This window comes from Sphingomonas sp. NPDC079357, from assembly GCF_044901155.1.
Classification (GTDB): Bacteria; Pseudomonadota; Alphaproteobacteria; order Sphingomonadales; family Sphingomonadaceae; genus Sphingomonas.
Genome location: NZ_JBJDOM010000001.1, coordinates 1211963 through 1237693, shown reverse-complemented (window position 1 = coordinate 1237693; position 25731 = coordinate 1211963). Strand labels below are relative to the sequence as shown.

Genomic DNA, 25731 nt, shown 5'->3' with positions numbered 1-25731 from the left:
AATGTCCTCAAGCCTCCTTGGAGGCGTTGGCGCGCGGGAGCGCGGGAATATCGAGCTTGGTCATGTCGCGATTGCCAGCGCCTGGATCGGTCGACCCCGGCGCCTTGCCCCGCGGTGCGGTCGAGTGCGGGCTGTCACCCTTCTGCGACGGATCGCGGGTCAGCGCGCCCTCGGGCTCGTCAGCGCGCTGCGGCCGATCGTTCACCGCCGGGCCGGCGTGCGACATGTTTTCCATGCAATTCGTGCCTGGTTTCGTGCACATCGCGACGACGCGCCTGAACAATGCAGGGTCGATCGCGCCGAAGCCGATCGGGCGCACCTTCTCGCTGGGCTTCGCCAGCTTCAGATAGGTGGCGTTGTCGAGCCGCCAGCGGTTGCGCTTCACGCCCGCGACCCAGTCGTCGAAGCGCGCCGGCGAAACCGAATGCGTCCAGAAGGTCATGTGCGAGAAACCCGCGCCCGAATAATTGCCCGAGCGACCCTCGAACTTGCCGGTGCGGTTCAGCACGCCGTGCAGCACCGTCTCCATCCCCGGCATCGTGTAGATCATGCCCGCCATCGCCGGCACCCACAGCGCGTTCATCACGCTCGACGAGGTCATGGTGAACTTGACCGGACGATCGACCGGCACGACCAGTTCGTTGACCGTCGCCACGCCCTGTTCGGGGTAGATGAACAGCCACTTCCAGTCGAGCGAGACGACCTGCACCTCCAGCGGCCTGACGGTCGCCGCGACCGGCTTGCCCGGCGCGGTACGCGCCAGCGGGCGATACGGATCGAGCGTATGCGTGCCCACCCAGGTCAGCGCGCCGAGCGCGATGACGATGAGCAGTGGCCCGGACCAGATCACCAGCTCCAGCCCCGTGGAATGATCCCAGTCGGGCTCATAGCTCGCCTCGGTGTTCGACTCGCGATAGCGCCAGGCAAACAGCACCACCAATGCCATGACCGGCACGATGATCAGCAGCATCAGCACAACCGACCACACGATCAGGCTGGATTCCTGCACCGCAACATCACCGGCGGGGCGCATCACGACGGTATTGCAGCCCCCGAGCGCGGCCAGGGCCCCCGCGGCGGCGAGGTGGCGGACGAAGGGCGTGCGGCCGGGCGCACGTCTGGCGGGACGACGGGTCATGCGGCGCGAGCTAGGCTTTGCTGCGGCGCAGCGGAATAGGACATTTTGTCCCATCCACGCGCGGAATGGTTTAGGGTAGGGCTCCGCCGGAAACCGTCCGTCCGACCGATCGGGAATGAATATGGCCACCGCTTCGTCCACGTCGCTAGAGCAGGATGCTCGCGCTCTTCATAGCAGAGGGGATCACGATGTGCGCCCCGGTGAGATCGCGATCGGCGTCATTATCGGGCGTACGTCCGAGTTTTTCGACTTCTTCGTCTATGCGATCGCCTCGGTGCTCGTGTTCCCGGCGGTGATCTTCCCGTACATGCAGCCGATCGCCGCGACCCTGTGGTCGTTCGCCTTGTTCCCGCTGGCGTTCATCGCGCGGCCGATCGGAACGCAGATCTTCATGAAGCTCGACCGCCGCTACGGCCGCGGCACCAAGCTGACGATCGCGCTGTTCCTGCTCGGCACCTCGACGGTGCTGGTCGCCTTCCTGCCCGGCTATGCGACGATCGGCACCTCCTCGGCGGTGCTGCTGGCGCTGTTCCGGGTCGGCCAGGGGATCGCGCTGGGCGGCGCATGGGACGGGCTGCCGTCGCTGCTCGCGCTCAACGCGCCGGAGAAGAAGCGTGGCTGGTGGGCGATGGTCCCGCAGCTCGGCGCGCCGCTCGGGCTGATCGTGGCGAGCGCCTTGTTCGCCTTCTTCCTGTCGGTGCTGCCGGCCGAGGACTTCATCTCCTGGGGCTGGCGCTATCCGTTCTTCGTGGCGTTCGCGCTGAACGTCGTGGCGCTGTTCGCGCGGCTGCGCATCGTCGTTACCCCTGAATACAGCGAGCTGTTCCACAGCCGCGAGTTGACCCCGTCGCGCGTCACCGCGACCGTGAAGGCACAGTGGCGCAACATCATCATCGGCGCGTTCGCGCCGCTGGCGAGCTTCGCCATGTTCCACATGGTGACGGTGTTTCCGCTGTCGTGGGTGGCGCTGTATACCCGCGAGGATATCTCGACCTTCCTGATGATCGAGGTGCTGGGCGGTGTCGTCGGGCTGGGCGCGATCGTGCTGTCGGGGCTGCTCGCCGACCGGATCGGTCGGCGCAGCGTGCTCGGCTATACCGCGGCCGGGATCGCCGCGTTCAGCGGCTTCGCGCCGCAACTGCTCGGCGGCGGGCGAGCGGGTGAGATCCTGTTCATGGTGATGGGCTTCCTGCTGCTCGGCATTTCGTTCGGCCAGTCGTCGGGCGCAGTGACCAGCAACTTTCCCAAGCGCGCGCGTTACACCGGCGCGGCGCTGACCTCTGATCTGGCGTGGCTGTTCGGTGCGGGCTTTGCGCCGCTGGCGGCGCTGGCGCTGACGCAGGCATTCGGGCTGGTCGCGGCGGGCGGGTATCTGCTGTCAGGCGCACTGGGCACGCTGATCGCGCTGGGGCTCAACGTCGAGCTGGCGCGCCGACTCGACTGAGGCGCGGCGGCTTCCGGCCAAGAAAAAGGGCGGGCGCGAGAGGATCGCGACCCGCCCATTTTGTTTGCCTGTGCCCTCTTCCAAATCGTCATCCCCGCGGAGGCGGGGATCCAGACGCGCAGGGCCGTCGATGGAGGCGCAACGTCAGAGGTTCTGGATTCCCGCTTTCGCGGGAATGACGGTGGTGTTCGTGGCGCGGGGCCTCAGTCCGGCTTCTTCGCCACGCCGACCAGAGCCGGGCGGAGCAGGCGGTCCTTGATCATCCAGCCCGACTGCATTTCCTGTACGATCGTGCCCGGCTCGGCATCGCTCGGCATCTCTACTATCGCCTGATGCTTGTTCGGGTCGAGTGGCTGGCCCATCGCCTCGATCTTCGTCAGTCCGTGGCGTCCGAAGACGTTCGCCAGCTCGCGACCGGTCGCCTCAAGGCCGGTGACCAGCCCCTTGAACTTCTCGTCCTCGCGCAGGCTTGCCGGGATCGCAGCCAGCGCGCGCTCCAGATTGTCGGCCACCGACAGCACGTCGCGCGCGAAGCCGGTCGCGGCATAGGCGCGCGCATCGGCGGCGTCCTTCTCGGCGCGGCGGCGGACGTTCTGGATATCGGCCTGCGCGTATAGCGTTTCCTGACGCGCGGCGGCGAGTTGCTCTTCCAGCTCGGCGATGCGCGTCGCGGCGGCGTCGTGCTCCGCGACCTCGGGGGCGGCCTCTGCGGTTTCTTCGCGAAGGTCGTCGGCGGGGGTTGCGTTGTCGGTCATGTCCGTCCTGTTCTTCTACGTCGGAAAGCCGCGCGTCATCCGAGCAACCGGGTGAGCGTCGCGGCCGTGAAATCCACCATGGGCACGACGCGGGCGTAGTTCAACCGCGTGGGCCCGATCACGCCCACCACCCCGACCACACGGCCGTCGCGGCCGCGGAAGGGTTTTGCGATCACCGACGAGCCGCTGAGCGTGAACAACTTGTTCTCCGCGCCGATGAAGATCCGCGTCGCATCGCCGGCGCGCGCCGAGTCGAGCAGCGCCGCGACCTCCTGCTTGCCATCGAGATCGTCGAGCAGCGCGCGCACGCGCTCCAGATCGGCGGTCGCGGCATCGTCGAGCAGCCGGCCATGCCCGCGCACGATCAGCACCGGACGGCGCGCGTCATCCTCGCTCCACACCGCCAGCCCGCGTTCGACCAAGGCGCGCGCCGCGGCGTCGAGCGCCGAGCGGCCCTGCGCCAGATCGCGCTCCAGCCGCGCGCGCGCCTCGCCGAGCGTCAGCCCGGCGAGCGTGGCGGTCATGAAATTGCCCGCCTCGACCAACGTGCCGGGCGTGATCCCGGCGGGCAGGTCGATGACGCGATTCTCGACGGCACCATCCTCGCCGACCAGCACCGCCAGCGCCTGCACCGGACCGAGCGGGACGAAGCCGATCGAGCGCAGCACCGCCTCGCGCTTGGGCACCATCACCAGCCCGGCGCACGCCGACAGGCCGGAGAGCGCGGCGGTGGTGGCGGCGAGCGCTTCCTCGACCGGGCCGCCGGTGCCCGCCCGTGCCTCGATCTGCTGCCGTTCCTCGTCGCTCGGCTCATGCGCCTGCATCATCCCGTCGACGAACAGCCGCAGCCCGCGCTCGGTCGGCATCCGCCCCGCCGAGGTGTGCGGCGCGGTGAGCAGCCCGGCCATCTCCAGTTGCGCGAGCACGCCGCGGATCGAGGCCGGCGACAAATTGAGTCCCGCCTGCGCCAGCGTTCGCGATCCGACCGGTTGCCCGCTCTCCAGATAGCCGTCGACGACGCGGCGGAAGATGTCGCGGGCGCGGTCGGTAAGCTCGGCGATGGGCGGCGAACGGGTCACGCGCGCAGATGTATGCGCGCGGGCCGCGCGGCTCAACCGTCTGTCTCTTCCTCTTCATCTTTCCGCAACCTGCCGGGCGCAGGGTGCAATCAAGGAAGATCAACGATGTACGACGTTTCCTTCGACCATGACACGCAGTTGCTGGCAATTCGCTGGCACCGCATCTTCACGCCTGACGAGGTGGTGCTCTACACCCGCGACGTGATGCGACAGTTCCTCGCGGCGCGTTTCCGGCCCGGCTATCGGTTGATAATCGACATGAGCGCATGCGGCCCCCAGCCGCAGGAAACGCTCGCGGCGCTGGCGCAGCATATGGCGCCGTTCCCCAAGGCCAACCGCATCGCGGTTGTGGCGCTCGGTGCGGTACTGCGCGGGCAGGTGCGACGCGTCATGACGCAGCCCTATATGCGATTGTTCGACGACGCCGCCGCGGCGCGTGGCTGGGTAACAGAATAGGGGCGCTGATTACGACGGCCGTCGCCCCTGCGCAGGGGCGACGGAGTGCGGTTCACCGCTTACCGATCAACCCGGCGATCGGCAGTAGCGTGGGGGCATCCTGCAGCGCCTTGGCCATCGCCGCATTCGCAACGCGGCACCCGGTATAGAAGTGCAGATGCCCTGCGCCGCCGCTCGCCATCACCCAGTTCACGTCGATGCTCGGCATGTCGGTCGGGGCCGGGCCGCAATCGGACGTGCCCATCTCGATCCGCCGTTCGCCGTCAGGTCGATACGGTGCAAGCGCCGCGGCAAAGTGGCGGTAATCGTCCGCCGTCACCCGAAACGCACGGCGGCCAGTGACTGCGGTGAACCGCTCGCCCTCGAACGTGCCGGTGCCGTCGGGGCGAACCGTCACCGTGTAGACGGGACACGTTCCGTAGCACGGGCCGGTCGCATAACTGATCGAATCACCCTCGATCGCCACCGCTGCCCCCGCCGCCGGCAGCGATCGCAGTTCGACCGGCGTACACCCCGCCGCCAGCACCAAACCCAGTGCCATCAATCCCCGCATCGCATCCTCCCGTTAGCCGCTGGCGCCGCAGCACCAACCCCGCTAGGGCGTGCGCGATCCGACCTTGAGGAGAGTTGAATGCGCCCCAGCGGCCGCACCCCCGACCAGATGCGCCCGATCACGATCGAGCCGCGCTTCACCCGCCACGCCGAAGGTTCGGTGCTGATCGGTTTTGGCGATACCAAGGTGCTGGTCACCGCCTCCGTCGAGGAGCGCGTGCCGCCGTTCCTGCGTGGCAAGGGGCAGGGCTGGGTGACGGCCGAATATGGCATGCTCCCGCGCGCCACGCACACGCGCGGCAGCCGCGAGGCCGCCAAGGGCAAGCAGTCCGGCCGCACGCAGGAAATCCAGCGGCTGATCGGGCGCTCGTTACGCGCCGTCACCGACCTGACGCTGCTCGGCGAGCGGCAGATCACGCTCGACTGCGACGTGATCCAGGCCGATGGCGGCACGCGCACCGCGTCGATCTCGGGCGCGTGGGTGGCGCTGCGGCTGGCGGTCGACGGGCTGCTCGCGTCGGGCAAGCTGACCGCGGACCCGATCAAGCAGAAGATCGCGGCGGTGTCGTGCGGCATCTACCAGGGCAATCCGGTGCTCGACCTCGATTACGACGAGGATTCGAACGCCGACGCCGACGCCAATTTCGTGCTGCTCGAAAATGGCCATATCGCCGAGGCACAGGCGACCGCCGAGCACGCCACCTATGACGAGGAAGCGCTGCTGCGTCTGCTCCGCCTTGCGCGGATCGGCTGCAACGAGATCTTCGCCGCACAGGCGCGCGCCGTCGCATGAGCGGGGAGGGCAAGGAGCCGCAGGCGATTCGCAAGCTCCAGCCGGGCAAGCTGGTGATCGCCAGCCACAATGCCGGCAAGGTCCGCGAGATCGCGGCGCTGCTCGAAGGCCGCGGGCTCGACGTCGTTTCGGCGGGCGCGCTCGACCTGCCCGAGCCAGAGGAGACCGGCACCACCTTCGTGATGAACGCCGAGCTGAAGGCGCGCGCGGCGGCGGACCTGTCGGGTCTGCCCGCGCTCGCCGACGATAGCGGCCTGTGCGTCGATGCGCTGGGCGGCGATCCCGGCATTTTCTCGGCGCGCTGGGGCGGGCCGGAAAAGGACTTCGCGCATGCGATGCGGCTGGTCGAGGACAAGCTCGCCGAGACCCCCGATGCGCCACGCGACGCGCATTTCGTCTGTGCGCTGGCGCTGGCGTGGCCCGACGGGCACGTCGAATGGTTCGAGGGGCGCGTCGACGGCACGCTCGTCTGGCCGCCGCGTGGCGACAAGGGGCATGGCTACGACCCGGTGTTCCAGCCGGCCGGGCATGATGTGACGTTCGGCGAGATGGACGAGCCCGCCAAGAACGAAATCAGTCATCGCGGCGACGCGTTTCGGCAACTGGTCGCGGCTGTCTTCTGATCGCCACGCCGTCGCCATCGACGAAGTGGCGGCAGCAACATAACGACACCGTTACGAAGGAACAAAGCGTCCGCCCCGGTCCTTAATCCAGAATAAGGGTGGGGTACGACGATTTTTAGTTCGGGGCGACAATCCGCATTTGCGACTTTCGGGACGGAGGCCGCGTGGCTGGCGGGGCTGACCGGCTGGATGGTTGTGGGTGCCGTCGTGATCGCGGTTGCGGTCGGCGCGCTGATGTTCGTGGCGCAGCACAGCCGCGAGGGCGCGATCACGCATCAGCAGGGAATGCGGCTGGTGCTGTGGGCGGGCGGCGTGGTTCCGGCCGTGGTGCTGCTGGCGCTGCTGATTGCCACGCTGCCGGCGATGCGACCGATCGCGGTCAAGCCCGACGACCTGCGGATCACCGTCACCGGTGAGCAATTCTGGTGGCGGGTACGCTACCAGCCGGTGGGGCAAGCGGCGATCAACGATTCGAACGAGTTGCGCGTGCCGGTCGGCCGCAACGTCGAGCTGTTGCTCGAAGCCGGCGACGTGCTGCACAGTTTCTGGGTGCCGGGGCTCGCGGGCAAGCTCGACATGGTACCGGGGCGGACGAACAAGCTGGTCGTCCACGCCACGCGCGCGGGGCGGTTTCGCGGGCAATGCGCGGAGTTCTGCGGACTAAGCCACGCGCTGATGGCGTTCGACGTGGTGGCGATGGAGCCGGCGGCGTTCGACGCCTGGCTGGCGGCGCGGCGTACGCCGACGTCCGTCGGTGGTGAGGGTGCGCGGCTGTTCGCGGCGAATGGCTGCGGTGGCTGCCACACGGTCGCGGGTGTGTCGGAGGCGACGATCGGGCCGAACCTGACGCACCTTGGCGGCCGCGCGTCGCTGGGCGCGGGGATGCAGAAACTGACCCACGCCAATCTGGTGCGCTTCATCAAGGAGGCGCCGACGGTGAAGCCCGGCGCGCGGATGCCCGCCTATCCGCAGCTAAGCAACGAGGATGCGGCGACGATCGCGCGCTGGCTGGAGCAATCGAAATGAGTCTCCACGCGCAGGACGATCCGGCGCTGCGCGCCGCGCAGGAAGAACGGCTGCGCGCGGTATGGAAGCCGCCGGAGGGGTGGTTCTTCCGCTGGACCGACACCAACAACAACCGGGTCGGTGTCTGGTACACGCTGACTGCGTTCGGCTTCATGCTGTTCGCGGGCGTGCTGGCGATGATCATGCGCGCACAGCTCGCCGTTCCCGAAAACGACCTCGTCTCGCCGTCGACCTTCAACCAGCTGTTCACGCTGCACGGGTCGATGATGATGTTCCTGTTCGCGGTGCCGATGTTCGAGGCGGTCTCGATCATCCTGCTGCCGCAGTTGCTGGGCGCGCGCGACCTGCCGTTTCCACGGCTGTCGGCGTTCGGGTACTGGAGTTTCCTGATCGGCGGCGTGTTCGTCTCCGGCTCGATCTTCTTCAACGTCGCGCCCGATGGCGGCTGGTTTATGTACCCGCCGTTCACCACCCGCACTGACCTGTCGGGGCTGGGCGCGGACATCTGGATGCTCGGGCTCAGCTTCATCGAGGTGTCGTCGGTGGCGGCGGCGGTCGAGCTGATCGTCGGCGTCTTGAAGTGCCGCCCGCCGGGGATGCGGCTGAACCTGATGCCACTCTATGCCTGGTACATCCTGGTGGTGGCGGTGATGATCCTGTTCGCCTTCCCGCCGCTGATCGCGGGCGACGTGCTGTTCGAGATGGAGCGGCTGCTCGGCTGGCCGTTCTTCGATCAGGCCAAGGGCGGCGACCCGATCCTGTGGCAGCACCTGTTCTGGATCTTCGGCCACCCGGAGGTCTATATCGTCTTCCTGCCGTCGATCGCGCTGTTTGCGATGATCGTGCCGACCTTCGCGCGGCGGCACCTGCTCGGCTATCCGTGGATCGTGCTGGCGGCGATGGGGACGGCGTTCCTCAGCTTCGGGCTGTGGGTCCACCATATGTTCACGACCGGGCTGCCCAAGATCAGCCTCGCGTTCTTCTCGGCCGCCTCCGAGGCGGTGGCGATACCGACCGGCATCCAGATCTTCGCGTTCATCGCGACCTTGTGGGCGGGGCGCGTCGTGTGGTCGACGCCGCTGCTGTACGTGACCGGCTCGCTGGCGATCTTCGTGATCGGCGGACTGACCGGCGTGATGGTGGCGATCGCGCCATTCGACTGGCAGGCGCACGACACCTATTTCATCGTCGCGCATCTGCATTACGTGCTGATCGGCGGGACGCTGATTCCGTTGTTCGGCGGGCTTTACTATTACTGGCCGCTGATCACCGGCAAGAAATTGTCCGACCGGATGGGGCGCACCGCCTTCTGGTTCCTGTTCGCGGGCGCGAATCTGACCTTCTTTCCCATGCACTTCTCCGGACTGCTCGGAATGCCGCGGCGGGTGTTCACCTATCCGGCGGAGCTGGGGATCGGCGGGCTCAACATGGCCTCGACGATCGGGTCGTGGGTGTTCGCGACTGGCGTGGCGATCGTGTGCATCGATCTGGCGCTCAGCCCGCGGCGGGAGAAGAGCGAGCGCAATCCGTGGCAGGCGGGGACGCTCGAATGGCTCGCGCATCCGGATGACGAGGATTGGGGCATCCGCTCGGTGCCGCTGATCGAGAGCCGCTACCCGATCTGGGACCAGAAGGACTTCGTGAAGAAGGTCGACGAAGGTCGCTTCTTCCTGCCCGACGCCGAGGAAGGTCGCCGCGAGTCAATCATCACCAGCGTGCTCGATGCGCGGCCCGTACAGGTCATCCGGCTCGGTGGCCCGAGCATCAAGCCGATGCTGACCGCGATCGCGCTGGGCAGCGTGTTCATCCTGACCACCTATCACCTTTATTGGGTCGCGCTGGTCGGCGCGGTGGCGACGCTGGCGATGGTGCTGTGGTGGCTGTGGACCGGCACCGCGGAGATCCCGGAGAAGGATTGCAAACCGATCGGGCATGGCATCGAGTTGCCGCTGTATATCTCCGGCGCGTCGGCGAGCGGCTGGTGGGCGATGTTCATCACGATGATGGCGGATGCGACTGCCTTTTCGGGGCTGGTGTTCGGCTATTTCTTCTTCTGGACGCGGCACGAGGATTTTCCGCCGAGCGGGGCGGGGCTCGACGGGCCGGGGGCGTTCTGGCCGATGATCGCGCTGGCGGTGTCGCTGGCCGGGTGGCTGATGACGATCGGCGCGCGGGAGACCAACCGCCGCGGTGCGGTCGGCGCGGCGCGGGCACTGCTGGCGCTGGGTGCGATGGCGTCGCTGGCGGCGATCGGCGCGGGGCTGGCGGGGCCGTCGCTGTCGGGGCTCGCGCCGAAGCTGCACGTCTATCCGGCGATCGTCTGGACGCTGGTGATCTGGACCACCGCGCACGCCGGGGTGGGCGCGATCATGCAGCTCTACACGCTGGCGCGCAGTGTGGCGGGGAAGATGACGCCGAAATACGACGCCGATGTCCGCAACATCACCGTCTACCAGCATTTCATGGCGCTGACCGCGGTGGTGACCTACGCCACTATCGGCCTGTTCCCGGGGGCGGCATGAAGAACGAGTCTCCGCACGGGCCAGAGCGGCGCGGCGTGCGGCATCGGCTGCGCGAGGTGCGCGTCACCTTGTGGACGCTGATCGTCCCGCCGAGCGTGTGGGCGGTGCATTTCCTGTTTTGTTACCTGTGGGCGGCGGTGAGTTGCGCCAAGCTGGGCGAGCTGCCGCGCTTCACGGTGGCATTCGTGATCGGGACATTGGTGGCGGAGGCGATCATCCTCGCCTCGGGGTGGATCGCATGGGTGCAGACGCACACGCCCGGCGACCCCGCGCCGCACGATCAGGGGACTGATATCGACCGGCTGCGGTTTCTGGCGGTGTCGACGCTGTTGCTGGCGGGGCTGAGCTTCGTGGCGGTGATCTTCACCGCGGTACCGGCGCTGATGCTGACGGATTGCCGGTGATTGCGGCGGGGATCCTGCTCGCGGTGGCGGCGACGGTACTGGGGTTCGCCGGCCTCGGGATGACCGGGCATATGGCGGCGCATATGGGCGCGGTGGCGGTGGCGGCGCCCCTTCTGTCATTCCCGCAGAGGCGGGAATCCAGACCTGCAAGTCTGTCGATGGAGTCGCGGAGGTCCGAGGTTCTGGATTCCCGTCTGCGCGGGAATGACGGTAGGGCGGGTGGGCCGCTGGCGTGGGCGACCGTCGAGTTCGTCGTCGTCTGGGCGTGGCACGCGCCGGTGCTGCGCGGGCTTGCGGACACCTCTCCGGTGGTCGCGCTTCTCGAACAGGTGCTGTTCCTCGGCGTTGGCGTCGGGCTGTGGCGTGCGGCATTCGCGCAGCCGGCGGGCGGGGTAGCGGCGCTGTTGCTGACGTCGATGCACATGACGTTGCTGGGCGCACTGATCGGGCTCGCGCCCCGACCGCTGTATGCGATGATGGCGATGCACCCCGCGCCGGGGCTGAACGCCTTGGCCGACCAGCAACTCGGCGGGGTGGTGATGCTGGTGGTCGGCGGGGCGGCTTATTGTCTGGGCGGCTTGGCGCTGCTCGGCACGATATTGAGGGAGCGCGCGGCGGCATGACGATCCGGCTGACATGGAAGCGCGCTGTCGCCGGGCTGCTCGGGCTGGTGCTGGCGGGGCTGCTGTTCGCCTGGTCGGGGGTGTTCAACATCGCCGCCTCGTCGGGGCATTGGGCGGTGACCGAGTGGTTCCTGCACTGGACGATGCGCAACTCGGTCAAGACGCACAGCTTCTTCGATTCGCCCGAGGACCCGATCGCGACCGACGGCGGGCTGGTCAGCGCCGCGGGGCATTTTGCCGCAGCGTGCGCGAGCTGTCACGGCGCGCCGGGGCAGCGGCCGTCGCCGGTGATGCAGAAGGCGATGCCGCCCGCGCCCGACCTGGCGGTGAATGCACGTGAGTGGACCGACGGGCAGCTGTTCTACATTCTGCGGCACGGCGTGAAATATTCCGGGATGCCGGCATGGGCCGGGGCAAAGCGGGACGACGAGATCCGGCGGATGGTGGCGTTCGTCCGGCGCCTGCCGGGAATGACGCCGGCGCAGTATCGCGCGCTGAGCGGACAGGCGCAGGGCGCGGGGACCGCAGACGTCCGCGCGCTGGGCAGCAACGTGCTGGCGGGATGCGTCGCCTGTCACGGTGAGGACGGGCGCGGACGCGGGCAGCCGGATATTCCGATTCTGGGCGGGCAGCATCCGCGCTATCTGGAAGCGGCGCTGGCGGCCTATGCCGACGGGCGACGCGCGAGCGCGGTGATGGCGAATGCCGCGGCGATCCTGAGTGCCGACGAGCGGCGTGCGCTGGCAACGCATTTCGCCGCGTTGCCCGGCTTGCGCGCCGACGCCGTGCCGCGCGGCGATGAGCGTGCGCGAGTGATCGTCGAGCGTGGGTTGCCGGCTCGGCAACTGCCAGCGTGCGCAAACTGTCACGGCGCGGGCAAGCCGCAGCCGCTGCTGGTCGGGCAGCGCGCGACCTATATCGCCGCGCGGCTGCGTTACTGGAAAGGCGACGGCAAGGAGATCGACGCTCGCCTGCCGCAGAACGTGATGCCGGTGATCGCCCGGCGCATTCCCGAGGAGTTGATCGACCCGCTGGCGCGCTATCTGGCGGGGGAGACGCGGTGATCGTTGGCGTCGTTTGGAAGGAAGCCGTCATTTCAGGTCGCTAACTCTGTTGCTTTGGTCCAGAACCGCTCCTGCACATTGTAATCGGCACGGGAGGCGGCGGTGAAGGCTGAGGCACGTGACGAAACCGACCTCCTGGAAACGCTCGCGCGCAAGAATGCGGTGCTGCAGGCAATCAACCGGATTTTCCACGAGGCGCTGGGCGCGACCAGCGACGAGGCGCTTGGCCGGCTGTGCCTGGCGGCCGCGGAGGATCTGACCGGCGCGTCGTTCAGCTTCATGGCGGAGCTGACCCCGGCGCGCGACCGGCTGCACGACCTGGCGATCAGCGATCGCGCCTGGACGGTGTTTCGCCGCGCATGGCCCGAGGACGCTGAAAAGCACCTTCCGACGCATCTCGACCTGCACGGGCTGTACGGGCGTGTGATCCATGACGACGCCAGCCTGATCGCCAACGATCCGGCCGCGCATCCCGATGCGGTCGGCACGCCACACGGGCATCCGCCGTTGCAGTCGTTTCTCGGCGTGCCGCTGCGGCGGCAGGGGCGGCTGATCGGGGTGATGGGACTCGGCAACCGCCCCGGCGGTTTCCGCGACATCGATCGCGAGGCTGCCGAGGAACTGGCGCCCGCGATCGTTCAGGCGCTGAGCGGTAAACGCGACGAACTGGCGTTGCGCGAAAGTGAGGACATGCGCCGCGTCAGCATGGAGCTGGTTCCGGCGATGTTGTGGCGCACCGACCAGAGCGGCAACAACAAGATGAGCGAAAGCCAATGGGCCGACCTCACCGGGCAGGGCGAGCGAGAGGCCGCCGACTGGGGGTGGCTGGAGGTGGTTCACCCGGAGGATCGCGCCGCGACCGAAGCGGCGTTCCGGCACTCCTTCACGCACGACCAGACGCTGGAACATCAGGTGCGGCTGCGCGACCGCAACGGCGACTATCGCTGGTTTCTGATGCGGCAGGTGCCGCGTCGCGACGAGGCGTCGTCGGCGACACACTGGTTCGGCGCGGCGACCGACGTGCACGACATGCACCTGCTTGAGGAACGACAACGCCGGCTGGTCGCCGAATTGCAGCATCGCGTCCGCAACATTCTGACGGTGGTCCGTTCTGTCTTCGCGCGCACGGTCGAGGCGGGCGGGGCGCTGGACGATGTAGCGGACCACTTTCGCGGGCGGCTGGATGCGCTGGCGCGGACACAGGCGATCGTGACGCAGAGCGCGAGCGGGAACGTCGACCTTCAGAACATGATCCGCGACGAGCTGCTGAGCGTCGGCGTCGCCGATGGCGAGGCGGTGACGATCGCCGGGCCCGACGTGCCGCTGCCCCCGCGCGCGGCCGAGGCGATCGGGCTCGCCGTTCACGAACTGGCGATCAATTCCGTGAAATACGGCGCGCTGAAGCGTCAGGGGGCGATGCTGCACGTGGCATGGTCGACCTATGGCGGTGAGGATGGTAAACGGGGAGTTCGACTGACCTGGACGGAAAAAGGGGTGCCAGCGCTGGCAATTTCCCCGTCTCGTCAAGGTTTTGGGACGGAATTGATCTGTGAGGCGTTGCCTTACCAATATGGCGCGGAAACACAGTTGACGTTCGTAGGCGGCGGGGCGCGATGCGTCATCGCGTTGCCGCTTGAAGAGGAAGGACCACCATTCTGACCGATGCCGCCACCCTGACCGGCCGACGCCTGCTGATCGTCGAGGACGAATATTTCATCGCCTCCGATTTGAAGCGGTCGCTCGAAACCTACGGCATGGTCGTGGTGGGGCCGGTCGGTCGGGTCGCCGACGCGCTGGCATTGATCGAGCGTGCGCCGATCGATGTCGCCACGCTGGACGTCAATCTGGGTACCGCGATGTGCTACCCGATCGCCGAGCAGCTCAAGGCGCGCGGCATACCGTTTCTTTTCCTGACCGGCTATGACGGCTGGACACTTCCCGAGTGGCTGCGCGACGTGCCGCTGCTCATCAAACCCTTCGACAGCGCAGCGGTGGTTGCCGCGATCCGTGCCCTGTGTGGACTGGAGAGAGTATCATGATCAGAGCACAGCCGCGCAGCGACGCGCACGGCATGGCGGTGACGCGCCTGATGGCGCTGGCCCCGCTCGATCCGGCGGCGCGGGCAGCGCTGGAAGCGGCCGCGGAGGAGACGCGCGCGGTGCGCGTGCGGCGCGACATCATCACCGAGGGGCGCGAGATCGTGCAGGCGCAACTGCTGCTGTCCGGCTGGGCGGCGCGGGTGCGGTTGCTGCCCGACGGGCGGCGGCAGTTCCTGAGCTTCCTGCTGCCCGGCGACCTGATCGGCGCCTGCGATCATCCAAACGCGCTGGCGGTATCGACCGTCGTGGCGATGTCCGACGCGCTGGTCTGCCCCTTGCCGCCGGCCGAGGCGGGGTCGCCGCTCCACACCGCCTATGCGATCAGCCGCGCGATGGACGAGGGGCATCTGCTGGCGCAGATCACGCGACTGGGGCGGTTGAACGCGCAGGAGCGGATCAGCGACCTGTTGCTGGAATTGCACGAGCGCCTGACGCTGAGCGGCAGTGCCACCGGCAATGGTTTCGACCTGCCGTTGACGCAGGAGACGCTGGCCGATGCGCTGGGGCTCACCTCGGTGCACGTCAATCGCATGTTGCAGCAGGCGCGGCGTGAGGGCGACCTGCAATGGCGCGTCGGGCATGTGAAGCTGACCGATCCGGCCGGGCTTGCGCGCAAGATCGGGCATGTACCGGTGCGCGTCACCGCGAGGTGACGGACCCTGCGCGGCGCTGACCGGTTTGCCCGATCGATGACCGATGACACGATCGCCGGCGTCCGCGCGATGCGGCGCGATGCGCTGGAGCGGCGCGGGGCGCTGATCGAGGCGGCGCGTGCCTGCTTTGCGCGCTCGGGCTATTTCGTCCCGCTGGAAGAAGTCGCCGATGCCGCCGGGGTGGGGCGCGGCACCTTCTACCGCAACTTCAAGGACCGGATGGCGCTGGCGCTGGCGGTCTTCGAGCGCGAGATCGACCGCATGGCGCCGCTGATCGACGCGACGCTGCCGCTCGACCGCGCGCTCGCCAAGCTGGTGACCGAGGGACGCGAGACGACCGCCTTGTTCACGCGGCTGGCGATCGACATGCCGATCGACGGGGAGAACCGTCAGGCCTTTGACGATCTGCGCGCGCGGCTGGAGCGGCTGCTGGTGCCGCTCGCCGAACGGGCGCATCGCGATGGGACGCTGGCGCCGACGATGGGGGCGCACGAACTGGCGATCGCGATGCGGATGCTTGGCGCGCTGATCAATCCCGCCCCGCTCTGCCGCCGCCAGACTTTGCTGGAGGAGGCGCTGGCGCTGGTGATGGCGGGTCTACGGCCGCGCTGACGCTGCCGCCGGGTCGGTCCAGCCGAGCCCGAGGCTTTTCTGCACCGCGATATAATTGTTGGTGAGTTGCGCGCGGCCCTGTTCGGCGCCGATCGTGGCGGACAAACGCTGGCGCTCGATGTCGAGCTGATCGACCAACGTGCTGGTGCCGGCGTCGACGCGCTGCGCGTTGAGCGTCGCGGCGCGGGTGGCGGATTGTTCGGCGAGCAGCAATTGCGCGAGTTGCTGGCGCGCATTGCCGAACCGGGAGAGACTGGTCTCGGCATCCTGCAAGGCTTCCAGCACGGCTTGGCGATATTGCGCGTCGGCGGCGTCGCGCTGCGCCTCGGCCTGGCGGACCGCGGCACGGTTGCGGCCGAAGTCGAGGAAGGACCAGTTGAGCATCGGCGCGGCGACCGTCGCCAGCTTCGACGGGTCGAGCACGTCGCTGACCCCGGTGCCGCCGAGCCCGATGATGCCGAGCAGGTTGAGCGAGGGGAATTTGCGCGCAGTCGCCACGCCGATCTGCGCATTGCCCGCCGCCAGCGCGCGTTCGGCGGCCCGGATATCAGGGCGGTGCTGGATCAGCGCGGCGGGATCGCCGATCGGGACCTGTGCGGGAGGCAGCGGCACCGCGATGACGGTGGCGAGCGTCGCGTCGAGCGCGCCGGGCGCGCGACCGGTGAGGACCGCGAGCTGGCCCTTGTACTCGTCGATCTGCGCGGCGAGCGGAATGGTCTGCGCATCGGTGCTGTTGAGCTGGTTGCGCAGCCGTTCGACCTGAAGCTGCGAGGCGGTGCCGGCGGCGTAGCGCTGTTCGACCAATGCAAGCTGGCGGCGTTGCAGCGCGCTCGATTGCGCGTTGAGGCGGGCGCGGGCCTGCACGTCGCGGAGCGCGACATAGGCTTGTGCGACCTGCGCCGACAACGTGACCTGTGCATCGGCGAGCTGCGCGAAGCGCTGCCCCTCGGTGGCGCGTTGCTGTTCGAGCGTGCGGCGACCGCCGCCGAACAGATCGGGCTCCCACGATGCCATCGCGCCGAGATTGTAGAAGTCGAGCGTCGTGTCGCTGTTGCCGCCGCCCTGCTGCCCGCCGCCGAGATTGGTGCCGGGGAGGCGCGCGTTGAGGTAGACCGCGCTGGCGCTGACCGAGGGCAGGCGCGCGGCGCGTTGCTGGCGATATTGCTCCTGCGCGGCGCGAAGGTTGGCCTGCGCGGCGTCGATCGTCGGGCTGTGCGCGAGCGCGTCGTCGACGAGGGCGTTGAGCGTGGGATCGTTCAGTGTCTCCCACCAGCGCGCGAGCCCCGGTGCGGAGGTCAGCGCCGGATCGGCGGCGCGGACGAACGTCCCGCGCGTCACCGCATCCGAGGCGACCGCCGGCGGTCCCTTGTAGTCGGGGCCGACGGTGCACGCGCCGAGCAGCGCGAGCGTGAAGAGCGGGAGAGCGTGGCGCATCAGTGCATCGCCGCCGGCGCGGCGCCCTTGGGAAGCGGACGAAGGAAGAAGACGAGCGGGAGGACGACCAACGTGCCCATGCCCATGATCCAGAAGATGTCGTTATAGGTCATGACCAGCGCCTGCCCCTGGATCTGCTGGCCCAGCGCGCGGATCGCGGTTTGTTGCCCGCCGAGCGAATTGGCGGTGGCGGTCATGTAATCCTGCACGCGCACCGAATTGGCGTTGAGCGATTCCTCGATCCGCCGCGCGTGGAACCACGAGCGTTGGTCCTGCAGGATCGCAATGCCCGCGAGCGCGAAGCTGCCGCCGAGATTCCGCATCGCGCTGAACAGCCCGGAGGCGTCGCCGGCCTCGGCGGGTGGAACCGAGCGGATCGCGGCCTGGCTGAGGAACAGCATCGCGAGGATTTGCCCGACGCCGCGCAGCAATTGCGACTCGGTAAAATCGCTGCCGACCGAATCGATGGTGAGGCTGGCATCGAGCAGCGCCGAGGCGCCCATAATAAGCAGCCCCGCACCGACCGCCAGCCGGATGTCGACCCGCACCAGCAGGATCGGGACGATCGCCATCATGAACAGGCTGGGGATGCCGGCGAGCAGCACGACCTTGCCCGATTGCAGCGCATTGTAATTGGCGATCGCGGCGAGGAACTGCGGGATCGCGTAGGAGGTGCCGTAGAGGACGACGCCGAGCACCAGCCCCATGATCGCGACCGAGCCGAACTGCCGGTCGAGCAGCAGCCGCAGCTTGATGACCGGGCGGCGCGAGACGAATTGTCCGGCGAGCAAGAGCCCGAAGCCCAGTACCGTCACGGCGAACATGTAGCGGATCAGCTCGGACGAGAACCATTGCTCGCGCTGCCCCTCTTCGAGGAACACCGTCAGGCCACCAAGCCCGAGCGCGAGCCCGGCGATCCCCAGCCAGTCGGCCTCGCGGATCAGGTGCAGCCGCGACGGTTCGTGGCGCAGCCCGATCAGAAGCAGCAGCACGAGGATGCCGCAGATCGGCACGTTGAGGAAGAAAGCGTAATGCCAGCTGATGTTTTCGGTCAGCCAGCCGCCGATCAGCGGGCCGAGCACCGGCCCCATGATCGCGGTCATCCCGAAGGCGGCGATGCCGATCGGTTGCTGCGATCGCGGCAGGCGCTGCGCGATGATCGTCTGGGCGGTCGGGATCATCGCGCCGCCGGTGAAGCCTTGGCCGATCCGGCCGACGATCATCTGCGGCAGCGTATCCGCCGCACCGCAAATCACCGAGAAGATCGTGAACAGGATCGCGGCGATCAGGAGGAAGGTGCGCAGACCCAGCAGCCGTTCCAGCCACGCCGCCATCGGGATGATGACGATCTCGGCGACCAGATAGGCGGTGGCGATCCACGTCCCCTCGGTGCCGCTCGCGCCGATCTCGCCCTGAATCGTGGGGAGGGCGGAATTGACAATGGAGATGTCGAGCGTCGCCATGAACGCGCCGAGCGTGCCCGCCGCGACCGCGAGCCACGCACCGAGATCGGCGCGCTCCGCCCCGCCCGCGGGCAGGTCGCTGCGCTTCGCCGCCGAAGCGCGGGGGGCCGCGCTGGCCATCGTCAGCGCTCCTGCCGGTTCGCCTTGCGCTGCTCGTCGCGCAGCCGCTCAATCTCGTCTTTCGCCGAGCGCGTGTCGACCGTCACCTCGACCGACAGACCGGGCACGAGCAGGCGGCGGGTCTGCGGCGTCGCCTCCAGCGCGATCCGCACCGGCACGCGCTGCGTGATCTTGGTGAAGTTGCCGGTCGCGTTCTGCGGCGGCAGCAGCGAGAATTGCGCGCCGGTGCCCGGCGAGAAGCTGGCGACGCGGCCCTTCAGCTTGATCCCGTCGAGCGCGTCGACCTTGATCTCGGCGGGCTGGCCGGGACGCATCAGCGCGAGCTGGGTCTCCTTGAAATTGGCGGTGATATACAGCTTGTCGAGCGGGACGAGCGACATCAGCCGCGTGCCGGTGCCGGCATATTGGCCGACGTTGACGGTCTTGTCGCCGACGCGCCCGTCGATCGCGGCGCGGATCAGCGTGGCGTTGAGGTCAACGCTCGCCGCACTCTGCTGCGCGCGGGCGGCCTGCGCCTGCGCGAGGCCCTGCTTGATCTGCGTCTCGAAGGTGGCAACGCGGCGCTGCTGCATCGCGACCGCCGCTTCCTGGGCGCGCACCGCCTGCGCGGATTGCTGCGCGGCGAGTTGCAGTTGTGCGAGTTGCTGGCGCGTCTCCGCACCCGACGCGGCGAGCGGGCGGTAGCGCGCGACCTCGGCGGCATCGTGCGCGGCTTTTTCACGCGCGGAGGCGAGCTGCGCGCGTGCCTGATCGATTGCGGCATATTGTTCGCGGACCTGCGCGCGGGCGCTGTCGGCCTGTGCATCGGCGACCGCAATCTGCGCCTCGGCCTGCGCGGCCTGCGCCTGCGAGTTGCGCGGATCGATGCGGACCAGGGGCTGGCCGGCACGGACGTCCTGGTTGTCGGTGACGAACACCTCGGCGACATAGCCCGCGACGCGCGGTGCGACGACCACCATGTCGGCGCGTACCTGAGCGTCGTTGGTGTCCTGCATATACTGACCGGTCGCCTGATAGCGCAGGTACCAGATCGTCCCCAGCACCACGACGGCGAGCGCCACGACGATCAGGATCGTCTTGGCGCGCCCGCTCAGCGCGCGGCGCTTCTGCTCCGCCGCCGGCGCATCGCCGTTGTCGGCGGCAGGTTCGTTCGAGGGGTCGGCCGCTTCTGCCATCTGTTCCGTTCCGCTTGTTGCAGGCATGCCATCGCGCTGCCTGCCTCACTTAACCGGACAATATGTCCGCTTAGAGGCGTGTCGCAAGGGCGAATGCTGCATTGCACACGCCTTTAGGGAGAAATATCCGATTATTCACTGGGCGCGCGGTCCTTGCCGCGATACGTTATCGGTCGCGCCGCGCCACGATTGCGCAGCACAGGGGAGAATGTCGTCGGTGCAGCACGCTTTCGGTCGTAACCTGACCTATGGCCTTCATGAGACGCTTGGCCGCGCAATTGTCGTCGGTGACTATGCCGAGAAGCCGTTCCCCAACGAGGCGGATATCGTGCGCGAGCATGGCGTCAGCCGATCGGTGACGCGCGAGGCAGTGAAGATGCTGGCCGCCAAGGGATTGCTGGGGGCGCGTCCGAAGCAGGGCACGTTCGTGCTGCCAGAAGAATCGTGGAATTTGCTCGACCCGGATGTGCTGCGCTGGCTGCTGGAGCGCGAGGCGTCGATCGACCTGCTGCGTCACTTCAACGAGCTGCGCGTCGGCGTCGAGCCGGAGGCGGCGGCGCTGGCGGCGCGCGGGGCGAGCGAGGAACAGCAGGCCGCGATTTCGGCAGGGTTGGCGAGAATGGTTGCCGCAGAGCGCGGCGAGGACGACCCGCTCGATTCCGACATCGCCTTTCACGTCGCGGTCCTCCGCGCGTCGAACAATCCGTTCTTCCTTCAGTTCCGTGAGATGGTGAGCACCGCGCTGCGCACCTCGATCCGCTTTACCAACCAGATCGCCGGGCGGACCGCCAACATTCCCGAACACACGGCGGTACGCGACGCGATCGTCGCCGGGGATGCGGATGCGGCACATGCGGCGATGCGGGGGCTGATCGTCAATGTCCTGACGCTGATCGAGCCGGCGACCGGCGGATAGGAGCGCTTGGCACGTCCTTGAGCCGTCACCGCAAGCGTAGCTTAACAATCCAGTGCCGGATCAGGACGCGCTGGATTCTTCACTACGTTCGCAATGACAAGGGGTATGTCACAGCATCCGCAGCATCTGCGCCGGGCGCGCTCTTAACGCCGGGATGCTGCCCGCGATGCCGATCCCGAGCGTCACCACGCTCGCCAGCCCCAATGTCCCCGCCACCCGGAGCCAGTCCGGCGCAAAGCCCATGTCGAAGACGTGCGTCACGACGTACCAGCCTGCCGCGCCGCCCGCGATCAGCGCCACTGCCGACAGCAGCACGGCGAGCAGCGCATATTCGATCGCCTGCGCCGTCAGCACCTGCCGCGTGCTGCCGCCGAGCAGCTTGAGGACCACCGCATCGTACCGCCGCGCACGGCCCGACGCGGCGACCGCGCCGACCAGCACCGCCAGTCCGGCGAGCACCGTCGCCGCGGCGGCGACGCGCACCGCGGTCGTGATCTGGCCGAGCAGCGCCGACACCTGCCCGATGACGTCGCCGGTGCGGATCAGCGTCACCGCCGGCATCGCGCGCGCGACGCTGCGCGCGATTGCGCCGTCGTGCGCGGGCGGGGCATAAACGCTGGCGAGCAGGCTGTGTGGCGCTTCCTCGATATAGCCGGGCGAGAAGACGATCGCGAAGTTGAGCCCCAGCCCCTTCCAGTCGATCTTGCGTAAAGCCGCGATCCGCGCCGGCACGTCGACGCCGAGCACCGAGACGGTGATCGTATCGCCGATCCGGAGCCCGAGCGCCTGCGCGGCGCGATCCTCGATCGAGACGAGCGGCGGGCCGCTGTAATCGGTGGGCCACCAGCGGCCGGCGACGACTTCGTTCCGCGGCGGGACGGTCGCCGACCAGGTGAGCGTACGGTCGCCGCGCAGCACCCAGGCGTCGGTGGTGAGCGTCTTGAGCTGCGTCGTCGGCACACCCTTGATCGCGACGATCGCGCCGCGCAGCGACGGCACCGCCTCGATCCGGGCGTTTGGCGCGGCGGTCAGAACGGCGCTTCGGAAGGTGGCGGCTTCTTCCGCCGGCACGTCGGCGGCGAAGAAGCGCGGCGCGCGCGCCGGGGCGCTGCCGGCGAGTTCGGCGGACAGGCTCGAGTCGATCACCGTCAGCGCGACGAACAACGAGAAGCCGAGCCCGAGCGCGACGACCAGCCGGTCGGTCGCGGCGCCGGGACGGTGGAGGTTGGCGAGCGCCAGTCGCGGCAGAGGCGCCCGTGGGCGCGGCAGTCGGGCGAGGGCGCGGCGGAGTGCGATTCCGACCAGCCACAGCAGCAGCACCAGTCCGGCGATCGCGGCGACGAAGCCAGCGGCCAGCAGGTGGTCGGCCGCCGACCAGACCGCGAGCGCGATCAAGGCGCCGAGCAGCGCCGCCATCGCCGCGAGCACGCGCCACGAAGGGCGACCGGTGTCAGCGAGCGCGTCGCGCAACAAGGTCGCGGCGGGGACGCGGCGTGCCTGGACGAGCGCGGGGAGTGCGAACAGCAACGCCACCAAAGTACCGAGCACGGCGGCGGTAACGAGCGGGAGCGGATAGAGCGCCAGCCGCGGCGTGATCGGCAGTGCGTCCCCCGCGACGCGCGCGACGATCCACGGCACCGCCGCGCCGAGCGCCAGCCCCGGCAGCATGCCGCCTGCGCCGACCAGCGCCAGCTCGATCAGGAACAGCCGCGCGATCAACGTCGAGCGTGCGCCCAATACCTTGAGCGTCGCCACCATCTTCGTACGCGCGGCGAGATAGGCGGTCACCCCGCTGCCAACCCCAACACCGGCAATCGCGAGCGCGGCGAGCCCGACGAGCAGCAGGAACTGCCCGAGCGTCGCGATCCCGCCGCGCAGGCCGCGTCCGGCATTTTCGGTGGTGCGCGGGGTCCAGCCGGCGTCGGGAAAACGCGCGGCAAGCCGCTTGCCGACCGCCTGAGCGCGGGCGGGGTCGGGAAGAGTGATGCGATATCCGCTGCGGTACAGGCTGCCTGGCTGGAGCAACGCGCTGGCGTCGAGACCCGCCATGTCGACCAGCGCCGGGCTGCCGAGAGAAAAGCCGGCGCCGAGCCGGTCGGGCTCCTCTGCGATCAGCCCGATGACGCGGAACGGCTGCGTGCCGAGCCGGATCGTGTCGCCGATGCGCGCGTCAAGGCGGTCCGCGAGCGCGGGGGCAATCGCAACCTGTGCGCCGTGCGGGCGCGCCGCCAGCGCACCGGGGGCGAGGCGGAACTTGCCCACCAGCGGCCAGCGATCGTCGACGCCGCGCAGGTCGACCAGGGTATCCTGATCGCCCTTATGCGCCATCGCGCGTAGCGACACGACCTCGGCGACCGGGCCGGCGGCGGTGAAGGCAGCAAATTCCTCGGGGGTGGCGCGGCGTTGCGAGACGACCAGCTCGACATCGCCGCCCAGCATCGCGCGCCCCTGCGCATCGAGCGCGGCGAGCATCGCGGCGGACAGGCTGCCGATCCCGGCGAGCGCGGCGGTGCCGAGGAACAGGCACATCGCGAGCAACAGCAGCCCGCGTCCGCCGCGGCGCAGGTCGCGAAAGGCGAGGGTGGCGGCGATGCTCACGCGCGGGGGCTCACGCGCGCGGTGTATCGGCGACGATGCGGCCGTCGGCGAGTTCGACGACGCGTGCGCAACGGGCTGCAAGCGCGGGATCGTGGGTGATGACCAGCATCGTCGTTCCCGCGCGGGCGGCGCGCGCGAACAGCAGGTCCATGATCGCCGCGCCAGTCGTGGTGTCGAGATTGCCGGTCGGCTCGTCGGCGAACAGGAGGGCGGGGCGCCCGACCAGCGCGCGCGCGATCGCTACCCGCTGTTGCTCGCCGCCCGAGAGTTGCGCGGGATAATGGCCGGTGCGCGCGGCAAGGCCGACTGCTGCCAGTTCGGCGCGCGCGCGGTCGAAGGCGTCGGGTTCGCCCGCAAGCTCCAGCGGGACCGCGACATTTTCGAGCGCGGTCATTGTCGGGAGCAGGTGAAAGGCCTGCAATACAATCCCGATCCGACCGCGCCGCGCAACCGCCAGCGCATCCTCGTCGAGCGCGGTGAAATCGAGTCCGGCGACCTGGACCTCGCCCGCGCTCGGCCGCTCCAGCCCGGCGAGCACCGCCATCAGCGACGACTTGCCCGACCCCGATGCACCGAGCAGCGCGACGGTTTCGCCGGTTTCCACCGTCAGGTCGATGCCGTGGAGAATGTCGACGCGCGCGGGCGGTCGGCCGAGCGCGAGGCGGACGTTGCGCGCCCGGATCGGTACGCTATCTGAAGCGGATGGAAAGCCGGTCACGAACACGTCGATACGGAGGGTGGTGGTGGCTTGTCCATCCGGTCCTGCTGCTGTTGCTCGCCGTGCCGGCCACGGCCGATCCGCGCGCGCCGCTGATATGGGCGTTCGGCGACAGTTTGACGGCGGGTTATGGCCTGCCGCCGGCGCAGGGCTTTCCCGCGCAGCTTCAGGCCGAACTGCGGCGACAGGGGGTCGCGGCGACGGTGCGCAACGGCGGGGTGGCGGGCGACACCGCCGCGCAAGGGCGCGCGCGGTTGCGCTGGGGGCTGCGCGGGCTGAAGGCACGGCCCGATCTGGTGATCGTCGAGCTGGGTGCGAACGACATGCTGCGCGGGCTGCCGGTCGCGCAGGCGCAGGCGAACCTCGATCGCATCCTGACCGAGTTGCAGGCGCGGAACATTCCGGTGCTGCTCGCCGGGATGCGCGCCGCGCCGAACATGGGCGGCGATTATGCGCGCGCGTTCGAGGGCATGTATCCGGCGCTGGCGAAGAAGCACGGCGTGGCGCTGTATCCCTTCTTCCTCGACGGCGTGGCGGGGCGTCGAGGGCTGTTCCAGGCGGACGGCCTGCATCCCGATCCGCGCGGCGTGGCGATCATCGTCCGGCGGATCGTGCCAGCAGTGCGGCGCGCGCTGAAGTAGCGGGGATCGCTTGGGGCTGCGGTCGGTTGGTGGCGGACAAGGAGATGCGATCATGATGACCGACCCCGAGAAGCGCGACGACGACGATCAGGCGCAGGCAATGGAAGAGGCGCAGGAAGAGGCCGCCGAGGAACGCGAGGAAGAAGGCGGTTATCAGTAAGATGAGCTAAGCTTGGCTCGTCGTCCCGGACTTGATCCGATGCCTCGCTTCTTCTTCGATGTGGAGAGAAAAGCGAGATCGCGGATCATGTCCGGAATGACGATAGAGCTTTCAGGTCGTCCGGGGAGTTGATGTTGGCCAGCACCACCCCCGGCAACACAGCGGTCGCGCCGATCGCCTCGGCCCAACGACGAATCGCGCGCGGCTGGCCGGCAAGCAGATGCGCGAGCAGCGGCGCAGCGAGATGCGTCGGCCATAGCCCGACGGTGGGCGCCTCCGCCGCATAGGCCGGCGCAGCGACGTGCAGCGCGGCGAACAGCTCGGTGGGCAGGAACGGTGTGTCGCAGGCGGTGGTCAGTACCGCGTCGAAGCCATGATCGGCGCCATAGCCCAACGCTCCGCCGATCCCGCCCAGCGGACCTAAATCTGACAATGGCAGATCGGGAACGCACGCCACCGGCGCAATGCTGCGACCGACCACGACCACTGTCTCGCAATGCGCGGTGAGGGTGGCGATCGCGTGATCGATCAGCGCGCGTCCGTCGAGCGCTGCCAAGGCCTTGTCGCTGCCGAAGCGTGTCGCGCGGCCACCCGCGAGGACGGCACCCAGTATTTTCATGAAGCGGAGAAAAGCGGCGATCCGCCCCCCGTCAGAGGGGCGGT

Annotated in this window: 25 protein-coding genes; 15 read left to right on the top strand and 10 right to left on the bottom strand. The window is 68.7% G+C overall.

The window, feature by feature from the left end; genetic code table 11:
- Nucleotides 1-7: 7 nt before the first annotated feature.
- Nucleotides 8-1138: a ubiquinol oxidase subunit II gene (cyoA, locus tag ACI2JO_RS05800; RefSeq protein WP_404719756.1), complete on the bottom strand. Its 1131-nt coding sequence runs from the start codon at nucleotides 1136-1138 to the stop codon at nucleotides 8-10.
- A gap of 115 nt (nucleotides 1139-1253) precedes the next feature.
- Between cyoA and ACI2JO_RS05795 the strand changes: the two genes are divergently transcribed.
- Complete coding sequence (locus ACI2JO_RS05795; protein WP_404719755.1) at nucleotides 1254-2582, top strand: MFS transporter; 1329 nt, start codon at nucleotides 1254-1256, stop codon at nucleotides 2580-2582.
- A gap of 203 nt (nucleotides 2583-2785) precedes the next feature.
- Here the strand turns inward: ACI2JO_RS05795 and grpE are convergent, their stop codons facing one another.
- Both grpE and hrcA read right to left on the bottom strand, forming a co-directional pair.
- A complete protein-coding gene (gene grpE, locus ACI2JO_RS05790; protein WP_404719754.1) occupies nucleotides 2786-3337 on the bottom strand; it encodes a nucleotide exchange factor GrpE in 552 nt (183 codons plus the stop codon).
- A 35-nt stretch (nucleotides 3338-3372) separates the two neighbouring features.
- Nucleotides 3373-4416 carry a heat-inducible transcriptional repressor HrcA gene (gene hrcA, locus ACI2JO_RS05785; protein WP_404719753.1) on the bottom strand — a complete coding sequence of 348 codons (1044 nt, stop codon included), beginning with the start codon at nucleotides 4414-4416 and terminating at the stop codon, nucleotides 3373-3375.
- Nucleotides 4417-4521: 105 nt separating this feature from the next.
- Between hrcA and ACI2JO_RS05780 the strand changes: the two genes are divergently transcribed.
- The gene (locus tag ACI2JO_RS05780; RefSeq protein WP_404719752.1) at nucleotides 4522-4872 is read left to right on the top strand and encodes an STAS/SEC14 domain-containing protein; all 351 of its coding nucleotides are present in this window, start codon (nucleotides 4522-4524) and stop codon (nucleotides 4870-4872) included.
- A 52-nt stretch (nucleotides 4873-4924) separates the two neighbouring features.
- Here the strand turns inward: ACI2JO_RS05780 and ACI2JO_RS05775 are convergent, their stop codons facing one another.
- Nucleotides 4925-5425, bottom strand: coding sequence for a DUF6438 domain-containing protein (locus ACI2JO_RS05775; RefSeq protein WP_404719751.1), 501 nt, complete (start codon nucleotides 5423-5425; stop codon nucleotides 4925-4927).
- A 78-nt stretch (nucleotides 5426-5503) separates the two neighbouring features.
- Between ACI2JO_RS05775 and rph the strand changes: the two genes are divergently transcribed.
- The 11 genes from rph (at nucleotide 5504) to ACI2JO_RS05720 (ending at nucleotide 15843) form a co-directional block, all read left to right on the top strand.
- Complete coding sequence (gene rph, locus ACI2JO_RS05770) at nucleotides 5504-6217, top strand: ribonuclease PH (protein ID WP_184504702.1); 714 nt, start codon at nucleotides 5504-5506, stop codon at nucleotides 6215-6217.
- On the top strand, nucleotides 6214-6840 hold the full coding sequence (gene rdgB, locus ACI2JO_RS05765) for an RdgB/HAM1 family non-canonical purine NTP pyrophosphatase (protein ID WP_404719750.1): 627 nt from the start codon (nucleotides 6214-6216) through the stop codon (nucleotides 6838-6840). The genes rph and rdgB overlap by 4 nt, the downstream gene beginning before the upstream one ends.
- Nucleotides 6841-6951: 111 nt before the next feature.
- Nucleotides 6952-7866, top strand: a complete 915-nt coding sequence (gene coxB / locus ACI2JO_RS05760) for a cytochrome c oxidase subunit II (protein WP_404720331.1) — start codon at nucleotides 6952-6954, stop codon at nucleotides 7864-7866.
- Entirely contained in the window at nucleotides 7863-10388 is a 2526-nt protein-coding gene (gene ctaD / locus ACI2JO_RS05755; protein ID WP_404719749.1) for a cytochrome c oxidase subunit I, read from the top strand. The genes coxB and ctaD overlap by 4 nt, the downstream gene beginning before the upstream one ends.
- The gene (locus ACI2JO_RS05750; protein WP_404719748.1) at nucleotides 10385-10792 is read left to right on the top strand and encodes a hypothetical protein; all 408 of its coding nucleotides are present in this window, start codon (nucleotides 10385-10387) and stop codon (nucleotides 10790-10792) included. Before ctaD ends, ACI2JO_RS05750 begins: the two co-directional genes overlap by 4 nt.
- Complete coding sequence (locus ACI2JO_RS05745) at nucleotides 10789-11415, top strand: cytochrome c oxidase assembly protein (RefSeq protein ID WP_404719747.1); 627 nt, start codon at nucleotides 10789-10791, stop codon at nucleotides 11413-11415. The genes ACI2JO_RS05750 and ACI2JO_RS05745 overlap by 4 nt, the downstream gene beginning before the upstream one ends.
- On the top strand, nucleotides 11412-12479 hold the full coding sequence (locus tag ACI2JO_RS05740) for a c-type cytochrome (RefSeq protein ID WP_404719746.1): 1068 nt from the start codon (nucleotides 11412-11414) through the stop codon (nucleotides 12477-12479). The genes ACI2JO_RS05745 and ACI2JO_RS05740 overlap by 4 nt, the downstream gene beginning before the upstream one ends.
- 102 nt (nucleotides 12480-12581) lie before the next feature.
- Nucleotides 12582-14138, top strand: coding sequence for a sensor histidine kinase (locus ACI2JO_RS05735; RefSeq protein ID WP_404719745.1), 1557 nt, complete (start codon nucleotides 12582-12584; stop codon nucleotides 14136-14138).
- On the top strand, nucleotides 14132-14518 hold the full coding sequence (locus ACI2JO_RS05730; protein ID WP_404720330.1) for a response regulator: 387 nt from the start codon (nucleotides 14132-14134) through the stop codon (nucleotides 14516-14518). The genes ACI2JO_RS05735 and ACI2JO_RS05730 overlap by 7 nt, the downstream gene beginning before the upstream one ends.
- Nucleotides 14515-15231: a Crp/Fnr family transcriptional regulator gene (locus tag ACI2JO_RS05725; RefSeq protein WP_404719744.1), complete on the top strand. Its 717-nt coding sequence runs from the start codon at nucleotides 14515-14517 to the stop codon at nucleotides 15229-15231. The genes ACI2JO_RS05730 and ACI2JO_RS05725 overlap by 4 nt, the downstream gene beginning before the upstream one ends.
- A gap of 36 nt (nucleotides 15232-15267) precedes the next feature.
- Entirely contained in the window at nucleotides 15268-15843 is a 576-nt protein-coding gene (locus ACI2JO_RS05720) for a TetR/AcrR family transcriptional regulator (RefSeq protein WP_404719743.1), read from the top strand.
- On the opposite strand, the gene ACI2JO_RS05715 is transcribed toward ACI2JO_RS05720, so the two are convergent.
- From ACI2JO_RS05715 to ACI2JO_RS05705, 3 genes are read right to left on the bottom strand one after another with little or no spacing between them, the layout of a single operon-like run.
- On the bottom strand, nucleotides 15829-17277 hold the full coding sequence (locus tag ACI2JO_RS05715) for an efflux transporter outer membrane subunit (RefSeq protein ID WP_404719742.1): 1449 nt from the start codon (nucleotides 17275-17277) through the stop codon (nucleotides 15829-15831). The two genes, ACI2JO_RS05720 and ACI2JO_RS05715, sit on opposite strands and share 15 nt — an antisense overlap.
- The gene (locus tag ACI2JO_RS05710) at nucleotides 17277-18860 is read right to left on the bottom strand and encodes an MDR family MFS transporter (RefSeq protein WP_404719741.1); all 1584 of its coding nucleotides are present in this window, start codon (nucleotides 18858-18860) and stop codon (nucleotides 17277-17279) included. The genes ACI2JO_RS05715 and ACI2JO_RS05710 overlap by 1 nt, the downstream gene beginning before the upstream one ends.
- A 2-nt stretch (nucleotides 18861-18862) precedes the next feature.
- The gene (locus ACI2JO_RS05705; protein ID WP_404719740.1) at nucleotides 18863-20035 is read right to left on the bottom strand and encodes an HlyD family secretion protein; all 1173 of its coding nucleotides are present in this window, start codon (nucleotides 20033-20035) and stop codon (nucleotides 18863-18865) included.
- Between the two features lie 208 nt (nucleotides 20036-20243).
- On the opposite strand from ACI2JO_RS05705, the gene ACI2JO_RS05700 reads away from it, so the two are divergent.
- Entirely contained in the window at nucleotides 20244-20951 is a 708-nt protein-coding gene (locus tag ACI2JO_RS05700; RefSeq protein WP_404719739.1) for a FadR/GntR family transcriptional regulator, read from the top strand.
- Nucleotides 20952-21059: 108 nt separating this feature from the next.
- Here ACI2JO_RS05700 and ACI2JO_RS05695 read toward each other — a convergent pair whose 3' ends face one another.
- Both ACI2JO_RS05695 and ACI2JO_RS05690 read right to left on the bottom strand, forming a co-directional pair.
- A complete protein-coding gene (locus ACI2JO_RS05695; protein WP_404719738.1) occupies nucleotides 21060-23549 on the bottom strand; it encodes an ABC transporter permease in 2490 nt (829 codons plus the stop codon).
- 10 nt (nucleotides 23550-23559) lie between these two features.
- The gene (locus ACI2JO_RS05690) at nucleotides 23560-24267 is read right to left on the bottom strand and encodes an ABC transporter ATP-binding protein (RefSeq protein ID WP_404719737.1); all 708 of its coding nucleotides are present in this window, start codon (nucleotides 24265-24267) and stop codon (nucleotides 23560-23562) included.
- Between ACI2JO_RS05690 and ACI2JO_RS05685 the strand changes: the two genes are divergently transcribed.
- The gene (locus ACI2JO_RS05685) at nucleotides 24252-24908 is read left to right on the top strand and encodes an arylesterase (protein ID WP_404719736.1); all 657 of its coding nucleotides are present in this window, start codon (nucleotides 24252-24254) and stop codon (nucleotides 24906-24908) included. The two genes, ACI2JO_RS05690 and ACI2JO_RS05685, sit on opposite strands and share 16 nt — an antisense overlap.
- Nucleotides 24909-25153: 245 nt before the next feature.
- On the opposite strand, the gene ACI2JO_RS05680 is transcribed toward ACI2JO_RS05685, so the two are convergent.
- Entirely contained in the window at nucleotides 25154-25687 is a 534-nt protein-coding gene (locus ACI2JO_RS05680; protein ID WP_404719735.1) for a molybdenum cofactor guanylyltransferase, read from the bottom strand.
- Nucleotides 25688-25731: the final 44 nt, after the last annotated feature.

What these genes read in the sequence shown, in the direction of transcription:
- ctaD (WP_404719749.1), top strand. Translation starts at nt 7,863, where the DNA reads ATGAGTCTCCACGCGCAGGACGATCCGGCGCTGCGCGCCGCGCAGGAA.
- ACI2JO_RS05795 (WP_404719755.1), top strand. Translation starts at nt 1,254, where the DNA reads ATGAATATGGCCACCGCTTCGTCCACGTCGCTAGAGCAGGATGCTCGC.
- ACI2JO_RS05680 (WP_404719735.1), bottom strand. Translation starts at nt 25,687, where the DNA reads ATGAAAATACTGGGTGCCGTCCTCGCGGGTGGCCGCGCGACACGCTTC.
- rdgB (WP_404719750.1), top strand. Translation starts at nt 6,214, where the DNA reads ATGAGCGGGGAGGGCAAGGAGCCGCAGGCGATTCGCAAGCTCCAGCCG.
- ACI2JO_RS05715 (WP_404719742.1), bottom strand. Translation starts at nt 17,277, where the DNA reads ATGCGCCACGCTCTCCCGCTCTTCACGCTCGCGCTGCTCGGCGCGTGC.
- grpE (WP_404719754.1), bottom strand. Translation starts at nt 3,337, where the DNA reads ATGACCGACAACGCAACCCCCGCCGACGACCTTCGCGAAGAAACCGCA.
- ACI2JO_RS05775 (WP_404719751.1), bottom strand. Translation starts at nt 5,425, where the DNA reads ATGCGGGGATTGATGGCACTGGGTTTGGTGCTGGCGGCGGGGTGTACG.
- ACI2JO_RS05740 (WP_404719746.1), top strand. Translation starts at nt 11,412, where the DNA reads ATGACGATCCGGCTGACATGGAAGCGCGCTGTCGCCGGGCTGCTCGGG.
- ACI2JO_RS05720 (WP_404719743.1), top strand. Translation starts at nt 15,268, where the DNA reads ATGACCGATGACACGATCGCCGGCGTCCGCGCGATGCGGCGCGATGCG.
- rph (WP_184504702.1), top strand. Translation starts at nt 5,504, where the DNA reads ATGCGCCCCAGCGGCCGCACCCCCGACCAGATGCGCCCGATCACGATC.
- ACI2JO_RS05700 (WP_404719739.1), top strand. Translation starts at nt 20,244, where the DNA reads ATGTCGTCGGTGCAGCACGCTTTCGGTCGTAACCTGACCTATGGCCTT.
- ACI2JO_RS05685 (WP_404719736.1), top strand. Translation starts at nt 24,252, where the DNA reads ATGGAAAGCCGGTCACGAACACGTCGATACGGAGGGTGGTGGTGGCTT.
- ACI2JO_RS05750 (WP_404719748.1), top strand. Translation starts at nt 10,385, where the DNA reads ATGAAGAACGAGTCTCCGCACGGGCCAGAGCGGCGCGGCGTGCGGCAT.
- cyoA (WP_404719756.1), bottom strand. Translation starts at nt 1,138, where the DNA reads ATGACCCGTCGTCCCGCCAGACGTGCGCCCGGCCGCACGCCCTTCGTC.
- ACI2JO_RS05780 (WP_404719752.1), top strand. Translation starts at nt 4,522, where the DNA reads ATGTACGACGTTTCCTTCGACCATGACACGCAGTTGCTGGCAATTCGC.
- ACI2JO_RS05725 (WP_404719744.1), top strand. Translation starts at nt 14,515, where the DNA reads ATGATCAGAGCACAGCCGCGCAGCGACGCGCACGGCATGGCGGTGACG.
- ACI2JO_RS05710 (WP_404719741.1), bottom strand. Translation starts at nt 18,860, where the DNA reads ATGGCCAGCGCGGCCCCCCGCGCTTCGGCGGCGAAGCGCAGCGACCTG.
- ACI2JO_RS05705 (WP_404719740.1), bottom strand. Translation starts at nt 20,035, where the DNA reads ATGGCAGAAGCGGCCGACCCCTCGAACGAACCTGCCGCCGACAACGGC.